The 21716-nt window shown below is 65.4% G+C and carries 21 protein-coding genes; 8 read left to right on the top strand and 13 right to left on the bottom strand.

The genetic code is table 11. The annotated features are described in order from the left end of the window. Positions 1–31 precede the first annotated feature (31 nt). Positions 32–397, bottom strand: a complete 366-nt coding sequence (locus U5817_RS05770; RefSeq protein ID WP_169125092.1) for a carboxymuconolactone decarboxylase family protein — start codon at positions 395–397, stop codon at positions 32–34. 162 nt (positions 398–559) lie between these two features. On the opposite strand from U5817_RS05770, the gene mltF reads away from it, so the two are divergent. Next, on the top strand, positions 560–1987 hold the full coding sequence (gene mltF / locus U5817_RS05765) for a membrane-bound lytic murein transglycosylase MltF (RefSeq protein WP_169125091.1): 1428 nt from the start codon (positions 560–562) through the stop codon (positions 1985–1987). Here mltF and serS read toward each other — a convergent pair. After that, positions 1984–3267 carry a serine--tRNA ligase gene (gene serS / locus U5817_RS05760; RefSeq protein ID WP_169125090.1) on the bottom strand — a complete coding sequence of 428 codons (1284 nt, stop codon included), beginning with the start codon at positions 3265–3267 and terminating at the stop codon, positions 1984–1986. The two genes, mltF and serS, sit on opposite strands and share 4 nt — an antisense overlap. Before the next feature lie 265 nt (positions 3268–3532). Between serS and U5817_RS05755 the strand changes: the two genes are divergently transcribed. After that, entirely contained in the window at positions 3533–3796 is a 264-nt protein-coding gene (locus U5817_RS05755; RefSeq protein WP_076601214.1) for a hypothetical protein, read from the top strand. 15 nt (positions 3797–3811) lie between these two features. On the opposite strand, the gene U5817_RS05750 is transcribed toward U5817_RS05755, so the two are convergent. The 4 genes from U5817_RS05750 to U5817_RS05735 form a co-directional block, all read right to left on the bottom strand. After that, positions 3812–5155, bottom strand: a complete 1344-nt coding sequence (locus tag U5817_RS05750; RefSeq protein WP_169125089.1) for a replication-associated recombination protein A — start codon at positions 5153–5155, stop codon at positions 3812–3814. 14 nt (positions 5156–5169) lie between these two features. Further along, on the bottom strand, positions 5170–5757 hold the full coding sequence (gene lolA / locus U5817_RS05745; RefSeq protein ID WP_169125193.1) for an outer membrane lipoprotein chaperone LolA: 588 nt from the start codon (positions 5755–5757) through the stop codon (positions 5170–5172). Positions 5758–5807: 50 nt separating this feature from the next. Further along, positions 5808–8123: a DNA translocase FtsK gene (locus U5817_RS05740; protein ID WP_407279998.1), complete on the bottom strand. Its 2316-nt coding sequence runs from the start codon at positions 8121–8123 to the stop codon at positions 5808–5810. A 114-nt stretch (positions 8124–8237) separates the two neighbouring features. After that, positions 8238–8909, bottom strand: a complete 672-nt coding sequence (locus tag U5817_RS05735) for a Crp/Fnr family transcriptional regulator (protein ID WP_407279997.1) — start codon at positions 8907–8909, stop codon at positions 8238–8240. 227 nt (positions 8910–9136) lie between these two features. On the opposite strand from U5817_RS05735, the gene trxB reads away from it, so the two are divergent. Together trxB and U5817_RS05725 are read left to right on the top strand one after the other, a co-directional pair. Next, positions 9137–10090, top strand: coding sequence for a thioredoxin-disulfide reductase (gene trxB / locus U5817_RS05730; RefSeq protein ID WP_407279996.1), 954 nt, complete (start codon positions 9137–9139; stop codon positions 10088–10090). A 4-nt stretch (positions 10091–10094) separates the two neighbouring features. Continuing rightward, a complete protein-coding gene (locus U5817_RS05725; RefSeq protein WP_407279995.1) occupies positions 10095–11162 on the top strand; it encodes a Smr/MutS family protein in 1068 nt (355 codons plus the stop codon). Between the two features lie 12 nt (positions 11163–11174). On the opposite strand, the gene U5817_RS05720 is transcribed toward U5817_RS05725, so the two are convergent. After that, positions 11175–11513, bottom strand: a complete 339-nt coding sequence (locus U5817_RS05720; protein ID WP_169125084.1) for a P-II family nitrogen regulator — start codon at positions 11511–11513, stop codon at positions 11175–11177. Positions 11514–11564: 51 nt separating this feature from the next. Beyond that, positions 11565–13190, bottom strand: a complete 1626-nt coding sequence (locus U5817_RS05715) for an NAD+ synthase (RefSeq protein ID WP_407279994.1) — start codon at positions 13188–13190, stop codon at positions 11565–11567. A 166-nt stretch (positions 13191–13356) separates the two neighbouring features. Here U5817_RS05715 and U5817_RS05710 point away from each other — a divergent pair, with 166 nt between their 5' ends. Beyond that, on the top strand, positions 13357–13755 hold the full coding sequence (locus U5817_RS05710) for an MliC family protein (RefSeq protein ID WP_169125082.1): 399 nt from the start codon (positions 13357–13359) through the stop codon (positions 13753–13755). 75 nt (positions 13756–13830) lie between these two features. Here the strand turns inward: U5817_RS05710 and ppa are convergent, their stop codons facing one another. After that, entirely contained in the window at positions 13831–14361 is a 531-nt protein-coding gene (ppa, locus tag U5817_RS05705) for an inorganic diphosphatase (protein ID WP_169125081.1), read from the bottom strand. A 166-nt stretch (positions 14362–14527) separates the two neighbouring features. Between ppa and U5817_RS05700 the strand changes: the two genes are divergently transcribed. Further along, on the top strand, positions 14528–15346 hold the full coding sequence (locus U5817_RS05700; protein ID WP_407279992.1) for a TonB family protein: 819 nt from the start codon (positions 14528–14530) through the stop codon (positions 15344–15346). A 16-nt stretch (positions 15347–15362) separates the two neighbouring features. On the opposite strand, the gene U5817_RS05695 is transcribed toward U5817_RS05700, so the two are convergent. Then, complete coding sequence (locus U5817_RS05695) at positions 15363–15572, bottom strand: heavy-metal-associated domain-containing protein (RefSeq protein ID WP_169125079.1); 210 nt, start codon at positions 15570–15572, stop codon at positions 15363–15365. A gap of 24 nt (positions 15573–15596) precedes the next feature. Continuing rightward, the gene (locus U5817_RS05690; protein ID WP_407279991.1) at positions 15597–17999 is read right to left on the bottom strand and encodes a heavy metal translocating P-type ATPase; all 2403 of its coding nucleotides are present in this window, start codon (positions 17997–17999) and stop codon (positions 15597–15599) included. A gap of 122 nt (positions 18000–18121) precedes the next feature. Between U5817_RS05690 and U5817_RS05685 the strand changes: the two genes are divergently transcribed. Next, a complete protein-coding gene (locus U5817_RS05685; RefSeq protein ID WP_407279990.1) occupies positions 18122–18550 on the top strand; it encodes a MerR family transcriptional regulator in 429 nt (142 codons plus the stop codon). 42 nt (positions 18551–18592) lie between these two features. Here the strand turns inward: U5817_RS05685 and U5817_RS05680 are convergent, their stop codons facing one another. Then, a complete protein-coding gene (locus U5817_RS05680; protein ID WP_407279989.1) occupies positions 18593–19300 on the bottom strand; it encodes a sulfite exporter TauE/SafE family protein in 708 nt (235 codons plus the stop codon). A gap of 128 nt (positions 19301–19428) precedes the next feature. Then, positions 19429–20820, bottom strand: coding sequence for an oxygen-independent coproporphyrinogen III oxidase (gene hemN, locus U5817_RS05675; protein ID WP_169125076.1), 1392 nt, complete (start codon positions 20818–20820; stop codon positions 19429–19431). A gap of 133 nt (positions 20821–20953) precedes the next feature. Here hemN and fnr point away from each other — a divergent pair, with 133 nt between their 5' ends. Beyond that, entirely contained in the window at positions 20954–21694 is a 741-nt protein-coding gene (gene fnr / locus U5817_RS05670) for a fumarate/nitrate reduction transcriptional regulator Fnr (protein WP_169125191.1), read from the top strand. The last annotated feature ends 22 nt before the right edge of the window (positions 21695–21716 follow it).

Raw genomic sequence — 21716 nt, 5'->3', positions numbered from 1 at the left:
AAAAATTTTTTTATGCGCGCGCTCGTCCAGGTCAGGCCGACACCTTCGCCCCCACTTCCTGAAACTCCTCGTACGCCCGCACCGCCTCCGCTGCATACATCAGGGTCGGCCCGCCGCCCATGTAGGTGCAGATCGCGAGGGTCTCCATCAACTGCTCACGGCTTACGCCGAGGCGGATCAACGCCTTGACGTGAAAGCCGATGCAGGCATCACAACGTGAGGCCACTCCGATCGCCAATGCGATCAGTTCCTTGTTCAGCGCGGAAAGCGCGCCATCGCGCAGCGCGCCGCGAGCCAATTGGCTGAATCCGCTCATTGCCTCGGGGGTTTCCGCCCGCAAGGTGTCGAGCGCCTTGGACACATCGCGCGTGATCTGGACGAAGGACTTCCCGGCCATGATGCTCTCCTGTTATTTCATCGTTTTCTAATATACCAGGATCGAACTACGCAGAAAAGCAGCGTTTCCGGAGCAAAATTTAGGACATCGGAATTTTGTCGGCATTGCCGAATCTGGCGCACTCCATCAGAATCATGCGGTTATGTCTAACGGTATGACTGCTTGCGCACCCTACTGATCATCGCCACTGCATTCCTTGTCGCCGGATGCGAGCCTGGCACAAGGCCAAAACTGGCCGACCTTCATTCACTTGCCGACTACCGGAGCGCAGGCGAACTGCGCGTCGCCACCCGAGTCGGCCCGGCGTCCTATCGCAGCGATGCCGAGGGGAAAGCCTCCGGGTTCGACCATGACCTCCTGCAAAAGCTGGGCGAGCGTCTGGGCGTTCCGGTCCGCTTCGTCCTGTTTCCCGACGCAACGCGAGCACTCGAGGCCGTCATCCGGGGACAGGTACATCTGGCCGCCGCGGGCGTCGGCCGCAATGACAGACTGCCGCTCAACTGGACCAGTCCGCTACGCGAGATCGACTACGTGCTCGTCGGCCGCTCCGACAATCCGGAATTGACGGAAGAAAAAGCCCTGGCCAGACGAATCGTGTCGGTGCGGCATGGTTCGTTGACCGCCGACTACCTGACCCAGGTTCGCAAACGGGTTCCGGACATGAACCTTCATTTCCCGTCGAACCCGGCCGATGAGCACCTGCTCAACGAACTCGCCCAAGGCCACCTGGATCTGGTTGCCACGGACCGCGTTCAATTCGCGCTGGCGGCGCAAACCTTGCCGAATCTGGCCATCATGTACGACCTGCCCGTGAGTTCGACAGTAGGCTGGGCGCTCCCCCCCGATGCGAAAGGCGGCCTGGCTGCCGAAGTCGAGGACTTCCTCGCCACCATCCGGAGCGACGACACGCTCGCTCGACTGTCCGACCGCTACTTCGGCCATATCCGCCGGCTCGACGATACAGCCGTCACCACCTTCCTCGCACGCATTCAGGCCAGGCTGCCGCGCTACCGCCTCCATTTCCTGGAAGCCCAGGCAAGGACGGGCATCGACTGGCGTTTTCTCGCCGCGCTTGCATATCAGGAATCGCACTGGGATCCGCTCGCCACCTCGTGGTCGGGCGTGCGGGGAATGATGATGCTGACTTCGGAAACGGCGGACCGATTGGGCGTGCGCGATCGTCTTGATGCGCGCGAAAGCATACTGGGCGGGGCGCGCTATTTCGCCATGCTGAAGGAACAACTGCCCGATGCGGTTCCGGAACCCGACCGATCGTGGATGGCGGCGGCAGCCTACAACCTGGGAATGGGGCACATGAACGGCGCCCGGACCATTGCGCAGCGGATGGGCAAGAACAACACCAGCTGGCTGGACATGAAGGCCGTGCTTCCCCTCATGTCGCGCCCCGAATACGCCAGCCGCCTAAAGGCCGGTGCGGCCAGGGGAGGCGAAGCCGTGATCATGGCGGAAAACATCCGCAACTACCACGACATATTGCTGCGCCTCGAAGGCGCCTACGTCCCTCCCCTTCAGCCCACGGGGCTGACGCTCGGGGCGGCCCCGAAAACGCCGCCCCCGGGCGACGGTTAGCCTCGCGGCTCGAGCACCTCGACACCGCCCATGTAGGGCACGAGTGCCTTCGGGACGACCACCGAACCATCTGCCTGCTGGTAGTTTTCCAGCACTGCCACCAGCGTACGGCCGACAGCGAGACCTGAACCATTGAGGGTATGCACGAGCTCGTTCTTGCCCTGCGCATTCTTGAACCGCGCCTGCATGCGACGCGCCTGGAAGGCCTCGAAGCAGGAGCACGACGAGATCTCGCGATAGGTGTTCTGCGCCGGCAGCCACACTTCGAGGTCGTAGGTCTTCGCCGACGAAAAGCCCATGTCGCCCGTGCATAGGACGATCTTGCGATAAGGCAGCTCCAGCTTGCGCAAGATGGCCTCCGCGTGGCCTGTCATTTCCTCCAGCGCCGCCCAGGAGTTATCCGGATGCTCGACCCGGACGAGTTCGACCTTGTCGAACTGGTGCTGCCGGATCATGCCGCGCGTATCGCGCCCGTAGCTGCCCGCCTCCGAGCGGAAACAGGGGGTGTGACTGACAAACTTGAGCGGCAAGGCGTCGCCTGCGAGCAGTTCGCCGCGAACGATGTTGGTGACCGGCACTTCGGCGGTCGGAATCAGGTAGAAGCGTCCGTCGTCCCACGGCACCGCGAACAGGTCGGCCTCGAACTTCGGCAGCTGGCCCGTCCCGAACATGCTTTCCGCATTGACGAGATACGGGACATACACTTCCGTGTAGCCGTGTTCGCGCGTATGCACGTCGAGCATCATCTGCGCCAGCGCGCGGTGCATGCGGGCCACTCCCCCGCGCATCACCGCAAAGCGCGAGCCCGTGATCTTCACCGCCGTCTCGAAATCCAGCCCCCCCAGTCCACTGCCGACGTCGACGTGGTCGCTGACCTTGAAGTCAAATTCGCGCGGAGTCCCCCAGCGGCTCACTTCGACGTTTGCAGCCTCGTCCGTGCCGACCGGCACACTCGCGTGCGGCAGGTTCGGCAAACCGGCAACCAGCGCCTCGATGCGCGCCAGCAGCGCGGAGAGAGCCAGTTCGTTGGCCTTGAGTTCGTCGCCGATACCGGTGACCTGGGCCATCACCGCCCCGGCGTCCTCCCCCTTGCCCTTCAGGATGCCGATCTGCTTCGAGAGCGAATTGCGCTGCGCCTGAAGCTCCTGCGTACGGGTCTGCAGATTCTTGCGCTCGTTCTCGAGCGCCTGGAATTCCGCGGGGTCGAAACTCATGCCGCGCGCGGCCAATGCGCTGGTAACGACGTCGATCTGATTGCGTAGCAGTTGAATGTCAAGCATGGCTTTTCCGAAAGTCTTTCAATTCAATGAATAGGCGATGAATACTGCGACGGCACTTCGTGTTCCGCCGCCAACCCGTTCTGTTCCATGACATTTTAGGGCAAAATCGCCCCAATGCCGCATTGCACAATTATATTAGTAAAATCAACTATTTATCGACACATTTCGAGCAAACTCATTCTTGAATTCGGCGCCTCGTGGCTTATAGTGAATATTCGAAGGGAACGCCGCGCAGACGGTGCACCCCATATTTGAGGAGATGCCTATGCTGTCGATTCGTGACTGCCTTGATTACTGCGATTTGACCGACGACGAAGTTGCACTGATTGCCGAGCACGAGGGAATTCCAGACGGAGCCGCCGCACAGATCGTCTGCGGCATGGTCCAGACGACCGAGGGCGTTCTCGTACTTACTGGCTATATGCAGGACCTGATCGACCGGGCTACCGAACGCGGCGACCTCGCGCAGGCCGAACGCGCGAAGAGCGTCCAGGCGCGCTTCATGGCCGACCATCCCCTGCCTCACTGAGGACGCGGGAACACTTTATTCCGCTTTGCCGCGCGCGCCGGACCTTGGAACCGGCGTCGCAGCTGCCGCGTCGAGTTCGCGCAAGTGCTCCAGCTTGGCAGCAATGCGGGCTTCCATTCCGTAAGGCGTGGGACGATACCAGCCGGGCGGCGTCATGCCTTCCGGAAGGTAGGTTTCGCCCGCGGCATAGGCTTCCGGCTCATCATGGGCATAGCGGTAGGTCTTGCCGTAACCCAGTTCCTTCATCAGCCGCGTCGGCGCATTGCGCAGATGCAGCGGCACCGGGCGCGACACGTCGCTTGCCACGTGCTGCCGCGCAGCGTTGTAGGCTTTGTAGACGGCGTTCGACTTCGCGGCACAGGCGAGGAAGATCGTCGCCTGCGCGAGCGCCAGTTCGCCTTCGGGCGATCCGAGCCGCTCGTAGGTCGTGCAGGCATTCAGGGTGATTTCCAGCGCACGCGGATCGGCCAGACCGATATCCTCGACGGCCATGCGCACGAGCCGGCGGCCAAGGTATAGCGCGTCCGCACCGCCGTCGAGCATCCGGCACAGCCAGTACAGCGCGGCGTCCGGGTTGGAACCGCGCACCGACTTGTGCAGGGCCGAGATCTGATCGTAGAAAGCCTCGCCGCCCTTGTCGAAGCGCCTGAGCTTGCTCGACAAGGCCTCGTCGACGAATTCCGGCGTCACCGGATTGACGCCGGCGGTCTCGGCGGCGACCTGCACCTGCTCGATCAGGTTCATCAGCCGTCGGGCGTCCCCGTCGGCGAAGCCGATCATGCGTTCGCGCGCCGTCTCGTCGAAAACGAGTTGCGGGCATGCCATCGCCCGCCCCCGCTCGAACAATCCGCCCATCGCTTCGTTGTCCAGCGGCTCCAGCACGTACACCGCTGCACGCGACAGCAGCGCCGAGTTCACCTCGAAGGAGGGATTTTCCGTCGTCGCGCCGATGAAGGTCACCAGCCCCTGCTCGACATAGGGCAGGAAGGCATCCTGCTGCGCCTTGTTGAAGCGATGCACTTCGTCAACGAAGAGGATCGTGTGACGGCCCCGCGCCTTCGCGGCCTGCGCCTGACTGACCGCCTCGCGGATGTCCTTGACGCCGGAGAACACCGCCGACAGGGCGACGAACTCCGCATCGAAGACCTGCGCCATCAGGCGCGCGAGCGTGGTCTTGCCGACACCTGGCGGCCCCCACAGGATCATCGAATGCGGCTTGCCGGACTCGAAGGCGAGCCTTAGCGGCTTGCCCGGACCGACCAGATGGCGCTGGCCGGCGATCTCGTCGAGCCGTTTCGGTCGCATCCGCTCGGCGAGCGGCACGCGCGGCGGCTCCACCGAATCGAAGAGATCAGCCATCGCCGGCGCGAGCCTCAGTCGCCGATGACGTCGGCGCCGGGCGGCGGCACGAAACGGAACTGCGCGGCATCAGCACGTGCGCCGGCAACCAGCGAACGGAACTCGATCAGGGTCGTCTGGCCGAAGTTATCCTTCAGCTCCATGCGCTTGAGCACGCCGCCCGCGAAGCCCATGCGCATCGATTCGAAGCTGCTGTCGGCCTGGCGGGGTTTCGCGTGCACCCATTCCAGCCCGTCCGCGGCTCCGGCCTCGGCGAGCTCGAAATTGCGCTCGATTGCGTCATCCCCGGCGAGGATCGCAGCGGGCGTGCTGCCCAGCGCATCGCCGAGACGCTTCACCGTGACCTGGTTCAGATCGCGGTCCCAGGACCACAGCTTGTCGCCGTCGCTCACCAGCACCTGCGCGTACGGCTTGTCGTAGGTCCAGCGGAACTTGCCCGGGCGCGCGAAAATGAAACTGCCGCTGGCGCGCTGGGGTTTGCGTCCCGATGCGGCGAACACGGTCTGCTCGAATTCCCCCTGCGCGGTGCGTGCGCCATCGATGAACTGGCGCAACTGCGCAATTCCGCCGGCGGACGCGACAGCCGACGCACAAATCAGCATCAACGCCGCGCCGAGACGCAGCCCCGACCTGATGACACCTCCGCTACGACTCACTCGCCCTCCTTGGCCGGCACGATCACTTCACGGTTGCCGTTCGTTCCCATCGCCGACACCAACCCGGCACGCTCCATCTGCTCGATCAGGCGCGCCGCACGGTTGTAGCCGATGCGCAGATGGCGCTGCACCAGCGAAATCGACGGCCGACGCGTTTTGATGACCACTTCGACTGCCTGATCGTACAAGGGATCCGCCTCGCCATCCCCCTCGCCGCCCCCGCCCGCGCCGAGAGCCGCATCAAGATCGTCGTCGGGCGAGGACAGGATCCCCTCCACGTAATCCGGCGGGCCGTTGCTGCGCTTGAGATGATCGACGACCTTGTGCACCTCCTCGTCGGCGACGAAGGCGCCGTGCACGCGCACGGGCAGGCCCGTGCCCGGGGCCAGGTACAGCATGTCGCCCATGCCCAGCAGCGTTTCCGCTCCCATCTGGTCGAGGATGGTGCGCGAATCGATCTTGCTCGAAACCTGGAAGGCGATGCGCGTCGGCACGTTGGCCTTGATCAGGCCGGTGATGACGTCGACCGAAGGACGCTGCGTCGCCAGGATCAGGTGGATGCCCGCCGCGCGCGCCTTCTGCGCGAGCCGTGCGATGAGCTCCTCGACCTTCTTGCCGACCACCATCATCATGTCGGCGAGCTCGTCGACGATCACGACGATATGCGGCAGTTGCTCAAGCGGCTCCGGATTGTCCGGATTGATCGCGAACGGGTTGGTGAGCGGCTTCTCGACCTTTTCCGCCTCGATGACGGCCTTGTTGAAACCGGCGAGGTTGCGCACGCCGACCGCCGCCATCAGCTTGTAGCGCTTGTCCATCTCGACCACGCACCAGTTGAGCGCGTTGGCGGCGTGCTTCATGTCCGTGACGACCGGAGCGAGCAGATGCGGGATGCCCTCGTAGATCGACAGCTCCAGCATCTTCGGGTCGACCATGATCATCCGGACCTTCTCCGGCCCGGCCTTGTACAGCAGCGACAGGATCATGGCATTGATCCCGACCGACTTGCCCGAACCGGTGGTACCGGCGACCAGCAGGTGCGGCATCTTGGCGAGGTCGGCGACGACCGGCTGTCCGCCGATGTCCTTGCCCAGCGCCACGGTCAGCGGCGAATGCATGTCGTGATACGCCTTCGAGCCGAGGATCTCGGACAGGCGCACGGTCTGGCGCTTCACGTTGGGGAGCTCGAGTGCCATGCAGGACTTGCCCGGCACCGTCTCGACGACGCGGATCGACACCAGCGACAGCGCGCGCGCAAGGTCCTTGCCGAGGTTCACGACCTGGCTGCCCTTCACGCCCGTCGCCGGCTCGATCTCGTAGCGCGTGACCACCGGCCCCGGGTAAGCGGCCAGTACCTTGACCTCCACACCGAAGTCACCAAGCTTGGTCTCGATCAGGCGCGACGTGAATTCCAGCGACTCGGCCGAGGGCGGCTCCACGTCGCCCGAGGGCTGGTCGAGCAGGCTCAGCGGCGGGATCGCCCCCGCCGATGTCGGCAAGTCGGCAAACAGGGACTGCTGCCGCTCCTGGCGGAGTTCCTTCTCGACGCGCTCGGACTTGGGCACCTCGACGACCGCGGGCTCAATGCGCAGCTGCGGCGCAGGGGTAGCCACCGTCTTGCGACGCTTCGTCTCGACGACCGCCTCGCGCTTCTGGGCGACCTGCTGGCCGGCCTTGCGGTCCTGCCATCCGTGCCATGCGGCCTGGGTGCCTTGCCATGCCTGCTCCAGCGCCAGTCCGACACGCTCGATTACCGACAGCCAGGAAATGCCCGAAAACAGGCTCAGGCCGGAGGCAAACAGCGCCAGCAGCAGCAGCGTGCCGCCCGTGAAACCGAGATAGCGCTGCACCAACTGGCCCATCTCGACGCCGACAAGACCGCCCGGCGCCAACGGCACACTCGCGCCGTGCGAGTAGAAGCGTAGCGACTCGAGCGCGCTGCTCGACAGCAGGACGACGAAGAAGCCCGTCAGGACGAAAAAGAAGGATCGGCGGTCCAGCCGCAGGTCATGGCGCAGGCGCCGGAAACCCCACACCAGCGCGTACCCCAGGAACACCACCCACCACCACGCGGAAAGGCCGAACAGGTAGTAGAGCAGATCGGCAAGCCAGGCGCCGAAGCGCCCGCCCGGATTGCTCACGCGCGCAACTTCCGCGGCGTGCGACCAACCGGGATCGGACTTGCTGTAGCCGAGCAGGACCAGCCCGACATACAAGGACATCACGCCGAGGATCAGCCAGCGCGCTTCCTGCAGCAGGAGGGAAATCCGTTCCGGCAGAGGCTGGGAACGGGAAGACTGACGGGACGACATCGGCGCGGGAACGAGGGCCCTGGAAAATCGACAATTCGCGATTATATGCGATCAGCCACCCCGGCCGACGCGAAGCTGTTGCGAAGCGATACAGCCGCGCCCGCGCACCGGCCCTCAGACGTCGTTGAGGCGGTCGCGCAGCACGATGCCGTGATCGGTTTCCTCGATGAGCCCCTGCGCACCGAGATCCTTCATCACGCGGCTCACCATCTCGCGCGAGGCGCCGATCATCTTCGCGATGTCCTGCTTGGTGATCTTGCGCACGACGACTACCCTGCCATCGACGTCTTCCGACATCTCCAGCAGCAGCCGCGCGACCCGCCCGTACACGTCCATCAGCGCGAGCGACTCGATCTTGCGATCGGCATTGCGCAGCCGGTCGGCCAGGTTGCACATGATGCGCCAGGCTACCTCGAAGTTCTCCTGCATGATGCGCCGGAAGTCGTGCTTGGCGATCAGCACCAGGTCGGCCGGCGTCACCGCGACGACCGACGCCGACCGCGGCTGCTCGCCGAACATGCCCATCTCGCCGAAGAGCTCGCCCTGACCGAGGATGCTGAGGATCACCTCGCGCCCGTCCTCGTCGCTGACGATCACCTTGAGGCTGCCGGTGAGCACGAAATACACGAAGTCGCTGCGGTCGCCGGCGTGCAGCACGCCCTGGCCGCGCGGGATGCGCCGCATCACGGCCGAATGCGCCACCGCCAGCAAGGTCTCGTCGGACAGCCCCTGGAACAGCGGAAACGTCCTGAGTGCGGCTGTGGAAACTGCAGTAGCCTGTGTCATGGAACCTCCGGAAGCAGCAGTGCAATGAGGGTCGACGCAAGTCCGAGCGATGCGTCAAATGTTCATCGCATTATAGTGCCGACAAATACCGCCCGAATCCATACCCGGATTTGCTCGACCATCGAGATTGCGCGAACGATTGCCGGAACCTATCACGACCATTGGATCGGTCGCCCATGCCCCTCGGCTATAATTTGCGGATTGCCAACCAGAAAGAAGACATCGCCATGACGACCAAGCACGCCCGCCTGCTCATCCTCGGTTCCGGCCCGGCCGGCTACACCGCTGCCGTCTATGCTGCACGCGCGAACCTGAACCCGGTCCTCATCACTGGGCTGGCACAGGGCGGTCAGCTGATGACCACTACCGAGGTCGACAACTGGCCGGCCGATGCGGACGGCGTCATGGGGCCGGATCTGATGGCGCGCTTCCAGAAGCACGCCGAGCGCTTCAACACGGAAATGATCTTCGATCACATCCACACCGTGAAGCTCGGCGAGAAGCCGTTCCGGCTCGTCGGCGACGCCGGCGAATACACCTGCGACGCGCTGATCATTTCGACGGGCGCCACGGCCAAGTATCTTGGCCTGCCCTCGGAGGAGAAGTTCGCGGGCCGCGGCGTGTCCGCCTGCGCAACCTGCGACGGCTTCTTCTACAAGAACCAGGAAGTTGCGGTCATCGGCGGCGGCAACACGGCCGTGGAGGAGGCCCTGTACCTCGCGAACATCGCGAACAAGGTCACGGTGGTCCACCGCCGCGAGAAGTTCCGCGCCGAGAAGATCCTAATCGACAAGATGATGGAGAAGGTCGCCGCAGGCAAGATCGAACTGGTGCTGAACTCGACGCTTGATGAAGTGCTCGGCGACAATACCGGCGTGACGGGCATGCGCGTGAAGGACATCAACACCGGCGCGACGAAGGACGTCGCACTGAAGGGGGTGTTCATCGCGATCGGCCACAAGCCGAATACCGACATCTTCGAAGGCCAGCTCGAGATGGAAGGCGGCTACATCGTCACCAAGGGCGGTCGCGGCGGCGACGCGACGGCGACCAGCGTGCGCGGCGTGTTCGCCGCCGGCGACGTGCAGGACCACATCTACCGTCAGGCCGTCACCTCGGCTGGCACCGGCTGCATGGCGGCCCTCGACGCCGAACGCTACCTCGACGCCCTCGGCGGCTAATCCCGTGCCACGCCCACCCCGCCCGGCCTCGTCCCGCCCGGCAGAACCGAGCGGGCGATCGGCCAGCCCGTTCGAGGGGCTGGCCTCCCTGCGGGGCGGGCTGCGCGAGGAGCGGGTGTTCGGTCGCCGTATCGAGCGCCCCGCCATCGCCAGCGATACGGGCAAGACTCCGGCCGCCGATACGGACGCGGCCGACGCCGGCCTGCTCCGTGCAGCGCTTCAGGGCGTGACGCCGCTGCCGCAATCGGCGCGCAGGGCCGAGCTGGAAACGCCGAAACCTGCCCCGGTTCGCCGGCCGCAAATTCCGGAGGCCGATGACGACTCGCCTGCAGCGGCACCGCGGCGAAGGACACCCCGTGACGACGGCGAGCTCTTCCGCTTCGCGATGGAAGACGTCATCCCGCTCGATCACGGCAACCGTGCCGAGGTCGGCATCGATCACCGCCACGCGCGACATCGCGCCGCCCACTCTCCCTCTGCGCCGGACCTTGGCGAGCGCGATTTTCTTCTGCTGCCTGCGGACGCAGACAGCGCAAATCCGGCCGATCTCTTCCGCTACGCAGTGCGCGGAGCCAGACCCGTGGACACGCGCAATCGCGCCGAGGTCGAAGCGCCCCGGCCCCAGCCCCACCCGCTGAAGCACGTCGAGGACGAGCGCGAAGCGCTGCGAGAGTCGATGGAAGCACCGATGACGCTGGAAGACCGGCTGGAAACCGGCGAGGAAGCGGCGTTCCTGCGGCCGGGACTGCCGCGCCGCGTCCTCACCGACCTGCGCCGCGGCCGCTGGGTGCTGCAGGCCCAGCTGGACCTGCATGGCTGCAATCGCGACGAGGCACGGGAAGAACTCGCACATTTTCTTGCCGCGAGCCTGCAGCAGGGCCGGCGCTGCGTGCGCGTGATCCACGGCAAGGGCCACGGCTCGCCGGGCAAGCAGTCCATCCTGAAACACCTGTCACGCGGCTGGCTCGCGCAACGCGAGGAGATCCTGGCGTTCTGCCAGGCAGGCCCCCACGACGGCGGCTCGGGGGCCCTGCTGGTGCTGCTCAGGGCAGGCAACGTGGCCCGCCCCTGATACGGGCGCCGCTCAGATCGCGGCTTCGTTGGTCTCGCCCGTGCGGATGCGCACGACCTGCTCGACGGGCATCACGAAGATCTTGCCGTCGCCGATCTTGCCCGTATGGGCGGCCTTGATGATCGCCTCGACCGCCTGATCGACCAGATCGTCGCCGATGACGATCTCGACCTTGATCTTCGGCAGGAAGTCCACGACGTACTCAGCGCCACGATACAGCTCGGTATGCCCCTTCTGGCGGCCGAAGCCCTTCACTTCGGACACCGTCAGGCCGGCAATGCCGACTTCCGAGAGCGCCTCGCGGACTTCGTCGAGCTTGAACGGCTTGATGATGGCTTCAATCTTCTTCATTGGGATCTCCTCGGCGGGATGGCGCCACGCGGCCCACCGCCCGCGGCATGGTCAATATTCGTCCTGATAGCGCGATGTTATCGGATAACGCCAGTCTCTGCCGAATCCTCTCTTGGTTACGCGGATTCCGACCGGCGCCTGACGGCGCTTGTACTCGTTGCGCTTGAGCATCGCCACCGTGCGGCGCACATCGGCTTCCGGATAGCCCGCGGCGATGATGTCCCGCGGCGACTCGTCGCGCTCCATGTACGCTTCGATGATCGCATCGAGCACCTCATACGGCGGCAGCGAATCCTGGTCCTTCTGGTCGAGCTTGAGCTCCGCCGAAGGCGGCCGCGTGATGATGTTTTCCGGGATCACCGGGCTGACGGTGTTGCGCCAGCGCGCAAGCCTGAACACGAAGGTCTTGTAGAGATCCTTGAGCACCGCGAAGCCGCCCGCCATGTCACCGTACAGCGTCGCGTAGCCGGTCGCCATCTCGCTCTTGTTGCCGGTCGTGAGCACGATCGCGCCGGTCTTGTTCGACAGCGCCATGAGGATCATGCCGCGGATGCGGCTCTGCAGGTTCTCCTCGGTGGTGTCCGCCGCCAAGCCGCGGAACTGGTCCGCAAGCATGCCTGCGAAGGTCTCCATCGCCGGCTCGATCGGAATTTCGTCATAACGGACACCAAGGTTCGCCACCAGTTCGCGCGAGTCGTCGAGGCTCATCTGTGCGGTGTAGGGCGATTGCATCATCACCGCCCGCACCTTGTCGGCGCCGAGGGCATCGACCGCGATGCACAGCGTCAGGGCCGAATCGATACCGCCGGAGAGTCCGATCAGGGCGCCCGGAAAACCGTTCTTGCCCAGATAGTCACGCACGCCCACCTTGAGCGCCTCATACACCTCGGCTTCGATCGGACGCGCATCGATCTGCTCGCCATCCGCCCAGCGATCGCCCTGCAGGCGAACGATGTCGAGGCGCTCGTCGAACGCGGACGTCTGCCAGGCGAGCGATCCGTCCGGATTGAGCGCAAACGAGGCGCCATCGAACACCAGTTCGTCCTGTCCGCCCACCATGTTGCAGTAAACCACCGGCAAACCGGTGCCGCCCACCCGCTCGCGCAACACCTCATAACGGCGCTGCAACTTGTTCATGTGGTAGGGAGAGGCGTTGAGACCGAGCAGCACCTGCGCCCCCTCGGCGCGGGCGAGCTCAGCCGGACCGGGCTCCCACAGGTCCGCGCAGATATTCACGCCAAGCTTCACACCCTTCAGTTCGAAAACGCACGCCGCCCGTCCGTGGTCGAAATAGCGCTCCTCGTCGAACACCTCGTAGTTCGGCAGGTGATGCTTGTGATACGTGGTCAGGATCCGTCCGTCGCGAATCACCGAGGCCGCGTTGTAGCGCTTGGCCTGACGTGCCTCCGGATGGCCGAGCACGAGCGTCATGCCCTGCGTATGCTCGGCGATGCGCGCCACTTCGCGCGCGCAGGCGCGGTAGAAGTCAGGGCGGAGCAGCAGGTCCTCGGGCGGGTAGCCCGACAACGCGAGCTCTGGGGTCAGGACGAGGTCGGCGCCGAGCGTGCGGGCCTGTTCGACGGCGCGGATGATCCGGTCGGCGTTCGCCTTCAGGTCGCCCACCGTGCAATTCAGTTGGGCAACGGCGATGGAGAGCGATTGAGCATGCAGTTTCATGGGCGCAACTATACCGCGTCGGCCTGCGTCCCGGCAGCCGGCCACCTGCGCGAACGGCCCGCCTTACCCGGGAAACCTTCTGTTACGCTTGACTGCCGACAGCCGGCACGACGCCCGACAGCGGGGAACTAGAATGCAATCATCAAGTACCCCAACGGATCATTCGATGCCAGTCCGGTTCGCGCTCCTCGCTTCGCTTCTCGCCCTCGCCGCATGTTCGAGCACGCCGCCTGCGCCCTCCGCAGGCGCGGGAACGGAGCCCGGCGTCCTCGACACCCCGGCGAGCACGGATAATCAACAGCTGGAATTCCAGCTTGCGAGCGGCACATATCGCTGCGACATGGGGCGGCGCGTCGACGTGCAGCGTACGGCCGGCAATGCCAGCCAGGTTCACATCGGCTGGAGCGGAAAACGCTACCAGCTCGCGCGCAATCCGTCGCACTCGGGGCTGCCGCGCTTCGAGGACGAACGCAGCGGCCTGGTATGGATCGACCTGCCGTGGAAGAGCATCCTGCTCGACCGCGACACGAACAAGCCGCTCGCCAGCGACTGCAAGCTCGGCTAGCGCTTTCACCTTCCCCTGAAAAGCAGATGGCCCGCGCTCTGGCGGGCCATCCTCATCCTGCAGACGGTGACGTGATTACTTGCCGGCAGCGTTGTTCAGGCCGTCGAGGATTTCCTTCTTGGCATCTTCGACCGAACCCCAGCCCAGCACCTTGACCCACTTGCCCGGCTCGAGATCCTTGTAGTGCTCGAAGAAGTGCACGGTCTGCTTCATCAGCAGTTCGGGCAGGTCGTCGGTGGTCTGCACCTTGTCGTACAGCGGGGTCAGCTTGGAGACGGGAACCGCGACGACCTTCGCGTCCTGGCCCGACTCATCTTCCATCTTCAGCACGCCGACGGGACGGCAGCGGATCACCACGCCCGGCAGCAGCGGGAAGGGCGTCACGACCAGCACGTCGACCGGGTCGCCGTCACCGGCGATCGTGTGCGGAACGTAGCCGTAGTTGATCGGGTAGCGCATCGAGGTGCCCATGAAGCGGTCGACGAACACCGCGCCGCTATCCTTGTCCACCTCGAACTTGATCGGATCGGCCTGAGCCGGAATCTCGATGATGACGTTGATATCGTTCGGCACGTCCTTGCCGGCCTTCACCTGATCGAAACCCATACTTCCCTCCCGTGAAAATTTTGTGGGGCGAATTATATGTGGAAATAACCCCTGTCGTCGGCAGCTTGAAACATTCGGCGACCAGCCGGGGAAGCAGGGCGCCCCGGGCATTCCGCCCGGCACGCTATAATCGCGCGCCCTGATTGCACGAACACGCCTGCTCCGGATGCCCGCACCGCCTCCCACGGCCTCGCCACCATCGCGCCGCCCGAAGCAAGGGCTGCGAGCGGTCCATTGGGGCTGGCTGGCCGCGGTCGCCGGCGCGCACGCGGCCGGACTGGCCGCACTCTCCGGGCTGGGAGGCGAGCCCCAGCGGGAACCGCAGCTGGCCGAAGCCGCGGCCATCAGCGTCCGCCTGCTTGCCGCAGACGCGCAGCCCCGATCCGGGACGTACCTCGCCTCGCCCGATCCGCACGCTGCGCCCGTCACGCATCTCTCGGTTCCGGCCCGGAAATTAGCCGCTCCGCCCCCCGCAAAGCCCCACGGACGCCGGGCGGACTCTGCCGCCTCCCCCCCACCCTCCGCGGAGCTGACCGCCGCTTCCGCCGGACGTGCCGAGCCTGACACGCACTCGCCACAGCTGCAGGCAGAGCCGGAGCCCGGCGGAGACCCGCACACCCCCACGACCCGCAACACATCGGCGCCCGCCGGGATCACGGACGCTGCGCCGGCCCGGAGCGCGACGGCAGCCGGTGCGTCGTTCCATGCGCCGAGGTACGACGCCGCCTATCTCGAAAACCCCGCGCCCCAGTATCCGAAGCTGTCGCGGCGGCGCGGCGAACAGGGAAAGGTCACGCTGCGCGTGCGCGTGCGCCCCGACGGGCGCGCCGAAGCGGTGGAAGTCGCGCACAGCAGCGGGCATCCGAGGCTGGACGACGCCGCCCGGGAGACCGTGCAGTCATGGCGATTCGTGCCGGCTCGCCAAGGCGAAACAGCCATCGAAAGCTCGCTCCTGGTGCCCATCGTCTTCAAACTGGACGACTGAGCCCCGCAGTGCCTCGTCAGGCGGGACTGCCGAAGCCGGCATCCTCGACCGCCGCGCGCATCGCCTCGACCGACACTTTTGCCGGATCGTACTGGATCACGGCCTGGGCCGCTTCGAGCGACACCTGGGCATCGCTCACGCCCGGCAGCGCCTTGAGGACCGTCGTCACGTTGCGCACGCAGCCGCCGCAGCTCATGTCCTCGACCTTGATCGTCACTTCCGCCATATCAGTTTCTCCCGAGAAATCGGCTCATCGGTCCGGCGCCCAACGCCGCAGCAGCAGCGAATTGGTGACTACCGAAACCGAACTCATCGCCATCGCCGCAGCGGCAATCACCGGATTGAGGAGACCCAGCGCCGCCAGCGGGATGCCCAGCACGTTGTAGATGAAGGCAAAGAACAGATTCTGCCGGATCTTGGACAGCGTCGCGCGCGACAACTCGATCGCATCCGCCACCCCGTGCAGGCTGTTCCTCACCAGCGTGATGTCCGCAGCCTCGACCGCGACGTCGGCGCCGACACCGATTGCAAACGATACGTCGGCGGCCGCTAATGCGGGGGCGTCGTTGATGCCGTCGCCCGCCATGCCGACCCGTCCGTGGCCGGCGAGGGCCTTCACCGCAGCGGCCTTATCTCCCGGCAGCACGCCCGCGCGCCAGTCCTCGATGCCCGTCTGCGCCGCAATCGCGGCGGCCGTGGCCGGGTGATCGCCGGTCAGCATCACCACCCGCAGACCGCGCGCCTTGAGGCGCGCGACCGCCGCGGCCGAATCGGCGCGGACGCGGTCCGCCACGCCGATGACACCCGCGAACACGCCATCGACGGCCACGGCCACGAGGGTCTTGCCCCCCGCCGCCATCCGCTCGCAAACCGCGGCATCCACCGAGGCCTGCCGCTCGTCGAGGAAACCCGGCGTGCCGATGAGCACCTCACGCCCCTCGACGCGCCCCGCAAGTCCCTTGCCCCCTACAGCCACCACCTCTTCCGCCGAAGCACGCTGCGCCCCGGATTCGCGCGCGGCACGGACGATCGCCGCGGCGATCGGGTGGGCGCTCGTCGCCTCCAGTGCGCCCGCGATCGCAAGCAAGTCCTCGCGACTCCACCCGGCGGCGGGAATCACGTCGCTCACCTCCGGCGCCCCCTCCGTCAGCGTGCCGGTCTTGTCCACCGCGAGCACCCTGATCCTTTCCGCCAGCTCGAGCGCCTCGGCATTTTTCACCAGCATGCCCGCACGGGCCCCTTGCCCCGTTCCGACCATGATCGCGGTGGGGGTCGCCAGCCCGAGCGCACAGGGACATGCGATCACCAACACCGCAACGGCGCTGATCAATGCCTGGGCGAAGTCCCCCGCCAGCCACCACCAGCCGACGAAAGTAAGCGCCGCTATCGCCACGACGACAGGGACGAAAACGGCCGCGATGCGGTCCGCGAGCCGCTGCACGGGCGCCTTCGAGCCCTGCGCCTGCTCGACCATGCGAATGATTCCCGCCAGCAGCGTATGCGCCCCGACACCGGTCGCCCGGCAGCGCAAGACCCCCTGTCCATTCAGGGTGGCCGCAAACACCTTGTCGCCCGGGCGCTTGTCGACCGGCATGCTTTCCCCCGTCAGCATTGCCTCGTTGATCGCCGACTCACCCGACTCGACCTCGCCATCCACCGGGATCGCATCGCCGGGGCGCACCACGAAGCGGTCTTCGGGCTGCAGGGTCTCCACGGGAACGGAAACGATCTCGCCGTCGCGCTCGACGAACGCGAGCTTGGGCTGCAGGCGCAGCAAGGCATCGAGCGCCGCCGTCGTGCGCGCCTTGGCACGCGCCTCGAGCAACTTGCCGAGCAGGATCAGCGTGATGATCGTCGCCGACGCCTCGAAATACACGTGCAGGTCGTGACGACCGAGCAGCGTCACCGCCGTGCTGTAGATCCACGCCATCGACGTTCCGAGCACCACCAGCACATCCATGTTGGCCCCGCCCCCGCGCAGGGCGGACCACGCGCCGCGGTAGAAGCGCGCGCCGATCCAGAACTGCACCGGTGTGGCGAGCAGCAGCTGCAGCCAGCGGGGAACGAGTTCGTGCGCGCCCGCCCATTGCCCGCCGAACATCAGGGGCATCTGTGCCAGCAGCGGCAAGGTGAGCAGCGCGGCGATCCAGAAGCGCCGCATGTCCGACTTCCACGCCTGCGCCTGCTGCAGGCGCTGCTGCTCGCGCGCGGCGATGCCCGTTTCCACCCCTTCGAAGCCCGCGCGACGCACGGCCTCGCGAATGGCCTCGGGAACGACAAGCCCCGGCTGGAAGCGCAGCGTCGCGCGTTCGGTCGCGAAATTCACCGCCGCATCGACGCCCGGCAGCCGGTTGAGCACCTTTTCCAACCGAGTCGCGCACGCTGCACAGGTCATGCCCGTGATGGCGAGTTCCATCGTCGCCTGCGGCACATCGAATCCGGCCTTGCGGATCGCCGCGATCACCTGCTCGGGTCCGCTGGCCGGATCGCTGAAACTCACGCGCGCCTTTTCCGCGGCGAGATTGACCGAGGCGTCCACCCCCGGCAGACGTTTCAGCACCTTTTCGATCCGCGCCGCACACGCGGCGCAGGTCATTCCGGACACCGGCAACTCCAGTGTCGGGCTCTTCATTGTCGTTTCGGGAGCACTCATCTGCACCACTCCATTCGCCAGGTTCCGGATCCTCCCCGGATCCGCACGGCCCGTTCGGCGCTTGCGGAACGGAACGTCTGGTGGCAGTCTAAACCCTGTACCGAAGTACGGAGTCAACCCCCATGAACACCCCCATCAGTACCCTCACCATCGGTGCGCTGGCGAAATCCGCCGGAGTCGGCGTCGAAACCGTGCGCTATTACCAGCGTCGCGGCCTGCTCGCGGCGAACGGCGCCCACCGGGGCGCGTTCCGCGTCTACGGAATGGACGAAGTCGCTCGCCTGCGCTTCATCCGCCGTGCCCAAGCGCTCGGCTTCAGCCTCGACGAGGTCTCGGAGCTGCTCGCGCTGGACGAAGAAACAGACCGCGAACGGGCACGCGCGTTCGCCCAGGCGAAGATCGCGGATGTCGAGTCGCGCATCCGCCAGCTGGAGGAGATGCGCAGCGCGCTGCAGGGGCTCGTGTCCTGTTGCGAGCATACGGAGGCGCCCGCCCCCTGCCCGATCCTCCACGCCCTCGCGAACGCCGCCGAGCCCCCTGCACGCGAGTGAAGGCTCGCGCCCGGCCACCACACCAACGGCCTGGCTGAGCCCTCACACCTCGCACACGACGCCGCGCCAGAGCGCGCCGCCGAGGCTGGGGGCATGGAACAGCCCGAACACGCCGAAACCGAGGACGAGCATTCCGGCGACGAAACGGACGCGGCGGTTGCGCGTGATGTCGCGGAAGCGCTTGAACACCATCCCCGCAAGCATCAGGTTGGGCAGCGTACCGAGCCCGAAGGCCAGCATCAGCCCCGCCCCGCGCCCTGCCGAGCCGGTCACCAGGGCAGTCGTCAGCACGCTATAGACGAGGCCGCAGGGCAGGAATCCCCACAGCAGCCCTAGCGGCAAGGCCTGGCCGACCGAACGGGCGGGGATGAAGCGTGCAGTGAAAGGTTGCACGCGTTTCCACAGCACGAGGCCCGCGCGTTCGACGGGCGCGAGCAGGCGTGTGAAGCCGGTCAAGTACAAGCCCAGGGCGACGAGCATCAGGTTCGCGAGCACGTACAGGCCCATCTGCACCGGCAGGATGTCCGAGAACAGCATGCCCACCGTGCCGAGGGCACCGAGGGCACCGCCCAGCGCGGTGTAGGTGGCAATCCGGCCGAGGTTGTAGGCGAGGTGCACCTGCCACTGGCGACCGGCCCGGCCGGGCATGTTCACGGTGAGCGCACCGACGATGCCGCCACACATGCTGACGCAGTGCGTGCCTCCCAGAAGGCCGATCAGGAAGGCTGCGATGTAACCGGTTTCAGGCATGGCGACGATGGGAAAGACAGAAGAAGCCCGCGGCCGCAGCCCAAAAAGAAACGGGCGCCCGAGGACGCCCGCACTGTATCACCTTCTCCTGCCCTGCACAGCCCGCGCCCGCGGGCTGTGCGCTCGGTTCAGATGACCTTCGAATAGCGCGCGCGCTCGCGGTCTGCGCGCAGGTAGCGGTCGAACACCATTGCGATACCCCGCACCAGAAGACGCCCCGGGGGCAGCACGCTGATCCACTTGTCGCTGACCTTCAGCAGCCCGGCCTCCTCCATCGCCTTGAGATCCTCGAGCTCGTCGGCGAAATATTCGTCGAACTTGATCAAGTGCGCGATCTCTATCGAGTCGATCGACAGCTCGAAATGGCACATCAGCGCCTGGATGATCGAGCGGCGCAGCAGGTCGTCGGCAGTAAGCTCGATGCCGCGCAGGACGGGGAGTTCGTCGCGATCGAGGGCATCGTAGTACTCGTCGAGCGTCTTCACGTTCTGCGAATACACCGGACCGATCTTGCCGATCGCCGAGACGCCGAAGGCCAGCAGGTCGCACTCGGCCTGCGTCGAATAGCCCTGGAAATTCCGGTGCAGGCGCCCCTGGCGCTGCGCGATCGTCAGCTCGTCGTCCGGCTTCGCGAAGTGATCCATGCCGATATAGACATAGCCCGCCTCGGTCAGGCGGCGGATCGCCAGCTGCAGGATCTGCAGCTTGGTGTCGGACGTCGGCATGTCGTTGATCGCGATGCGCCGCTGCGGCTTGAACAGACCCGGCAGGTGGGCGTAGCTGTACAGCGAGATGCGATCGGGCGACAGCTCCAGCACCTGCTCGAGCGTGCGGTTGAAGCTGATGATGTTCTGGCGCGGCAGGCCGTAGATCAGGTCCATGCTGATCGACTTGAAGCCGGTGGCACGGGCGGCATCGATCACGAGCTTGGTTTCGTCGTAGCTCTGGATGCGGTTGACCGCCTCCTGCACGTCCTCGTTGAAGTCCTGCACACCGACGCTCATGCGGTTGAAGCCAAGGTCGGCGAGCAGTTTGACCGTGTCGAAATCGACCTTGCGCGGATCGACTTCGATCGAGTATTCGCCGTTCGGCACCAGCGTGAAGCGCTTGCGCACCGAGTCCATGAGCTGGCGCAGCTCGTCGTGCGACAGGAAGGTCGGCGTGCCGCCGCCCAGGTGCAGCTGCGTGACCTGATGGCTTCCGCCCAGCGCGGCTGCCTGCATCTCGATTTCCTTATCGAGATATTTCAGGTACTTGGCCGAGCGCGCATGATCCTTGGTGATGATCTTGTTGCAGGCGCAGTAATAGCAGATCGTGTTACAGAAGGGGATGTGGAAGTATAATGAGAGCGGTTTACTCACGCCGCCCACACCGCGTTGCGCCAGCCAGTCCCGCAATGCACGGGCATCGAACGCTTCGACGAAGCGATCGGCCGTCGGGTAGGACGTGTAACGCGGCCCGTTGATGTCGAACCGACGAATCAACTGCTGGTCGAAAACAAGATCTTTCTGACTGGTCATGGTTGTATCGCTTGAGTGCATTCCGTACGATCTCAAAAAGCCGCAGTTTCGTGGTTGACGTGGATCAACGGTACATTCCGACAGGCGCCTGCCACTTCTCGGTCGATGTAGAAGGAACAATATTATCGTGCAAATGAAGGCGACGGTGCCGATTACAGTTGCGAGTCTGAAGGTCGCATGCTCCCAGTGCAATCTGGTCGAGCTGTGCCTGCCGTTCGGGATGTCGGAATCGGAAATCGACCGTCTCGACGAACTCGTCGGCGCACGTCGCAAGATCAAGCGCCAGCAGCACCTGTATCGCGCGGGCGATCCCTTCGAGGCAATCTACGCGATCCGCGCCGGCTCATTCAAGACCGACGTGCTGCTTGAGGACGGGCGCGAACAGGTCACCGGCTTCCAGATGACCGGGGAGATGCTCGGACTCGACGGCATCAGCACCGAAGCCCATTCCTGCAACGCGATCGCGCTGGAAGACAGCGAGGTGTGCGTCATCGCATACAGCAAGCTCGAGGAGCTTTCGCGCGTGGTCGAGGGGCTGCAGCTGCAGTTCCACAAGGTGATGAGCCGCGAAATCGTGCGCGACCATGGCGTGATGACCCTCCTCGGCTCGATGCGTGCGGAAGAGCGCCTGGCGGCCTTCCTGCTCAACATGTCCCAGCGTTTCACGGCGCGCGGCTTTTCTCCGGCGGAGTTCCACCTGCGCATGACCCGCGAGGAGATCGGCTCCTATCTCGGCCTAAAGCTGGAGACTGTGTCGCGCGCCTTTTCGAAGTTCCAGGACGAAGGGCTGATCGCAGTTCAGCAGAAACACATCCGCATTCTGGACATCGTCGGCCTGAAGCGGCTGATCCAGCACCCCACGCCGCGCCCCTGAAGGGGCTTTCCCTCTTCATACG

Source organism: Aromatoleum evansii (genome assembly GCF_045689615.1).
Taxonomy (GTDB): Bacteria; Pseudomonadota; Gammaproteobacteria; order Burkholderiales; family Rhodocyclaceae; genus Aromatoleum; species Aromatoleum evansii.
Note: the sequence above shows the minus strand (reverse complement) of the source record. Positions and strands in the feature narration are given on the sequence as shown.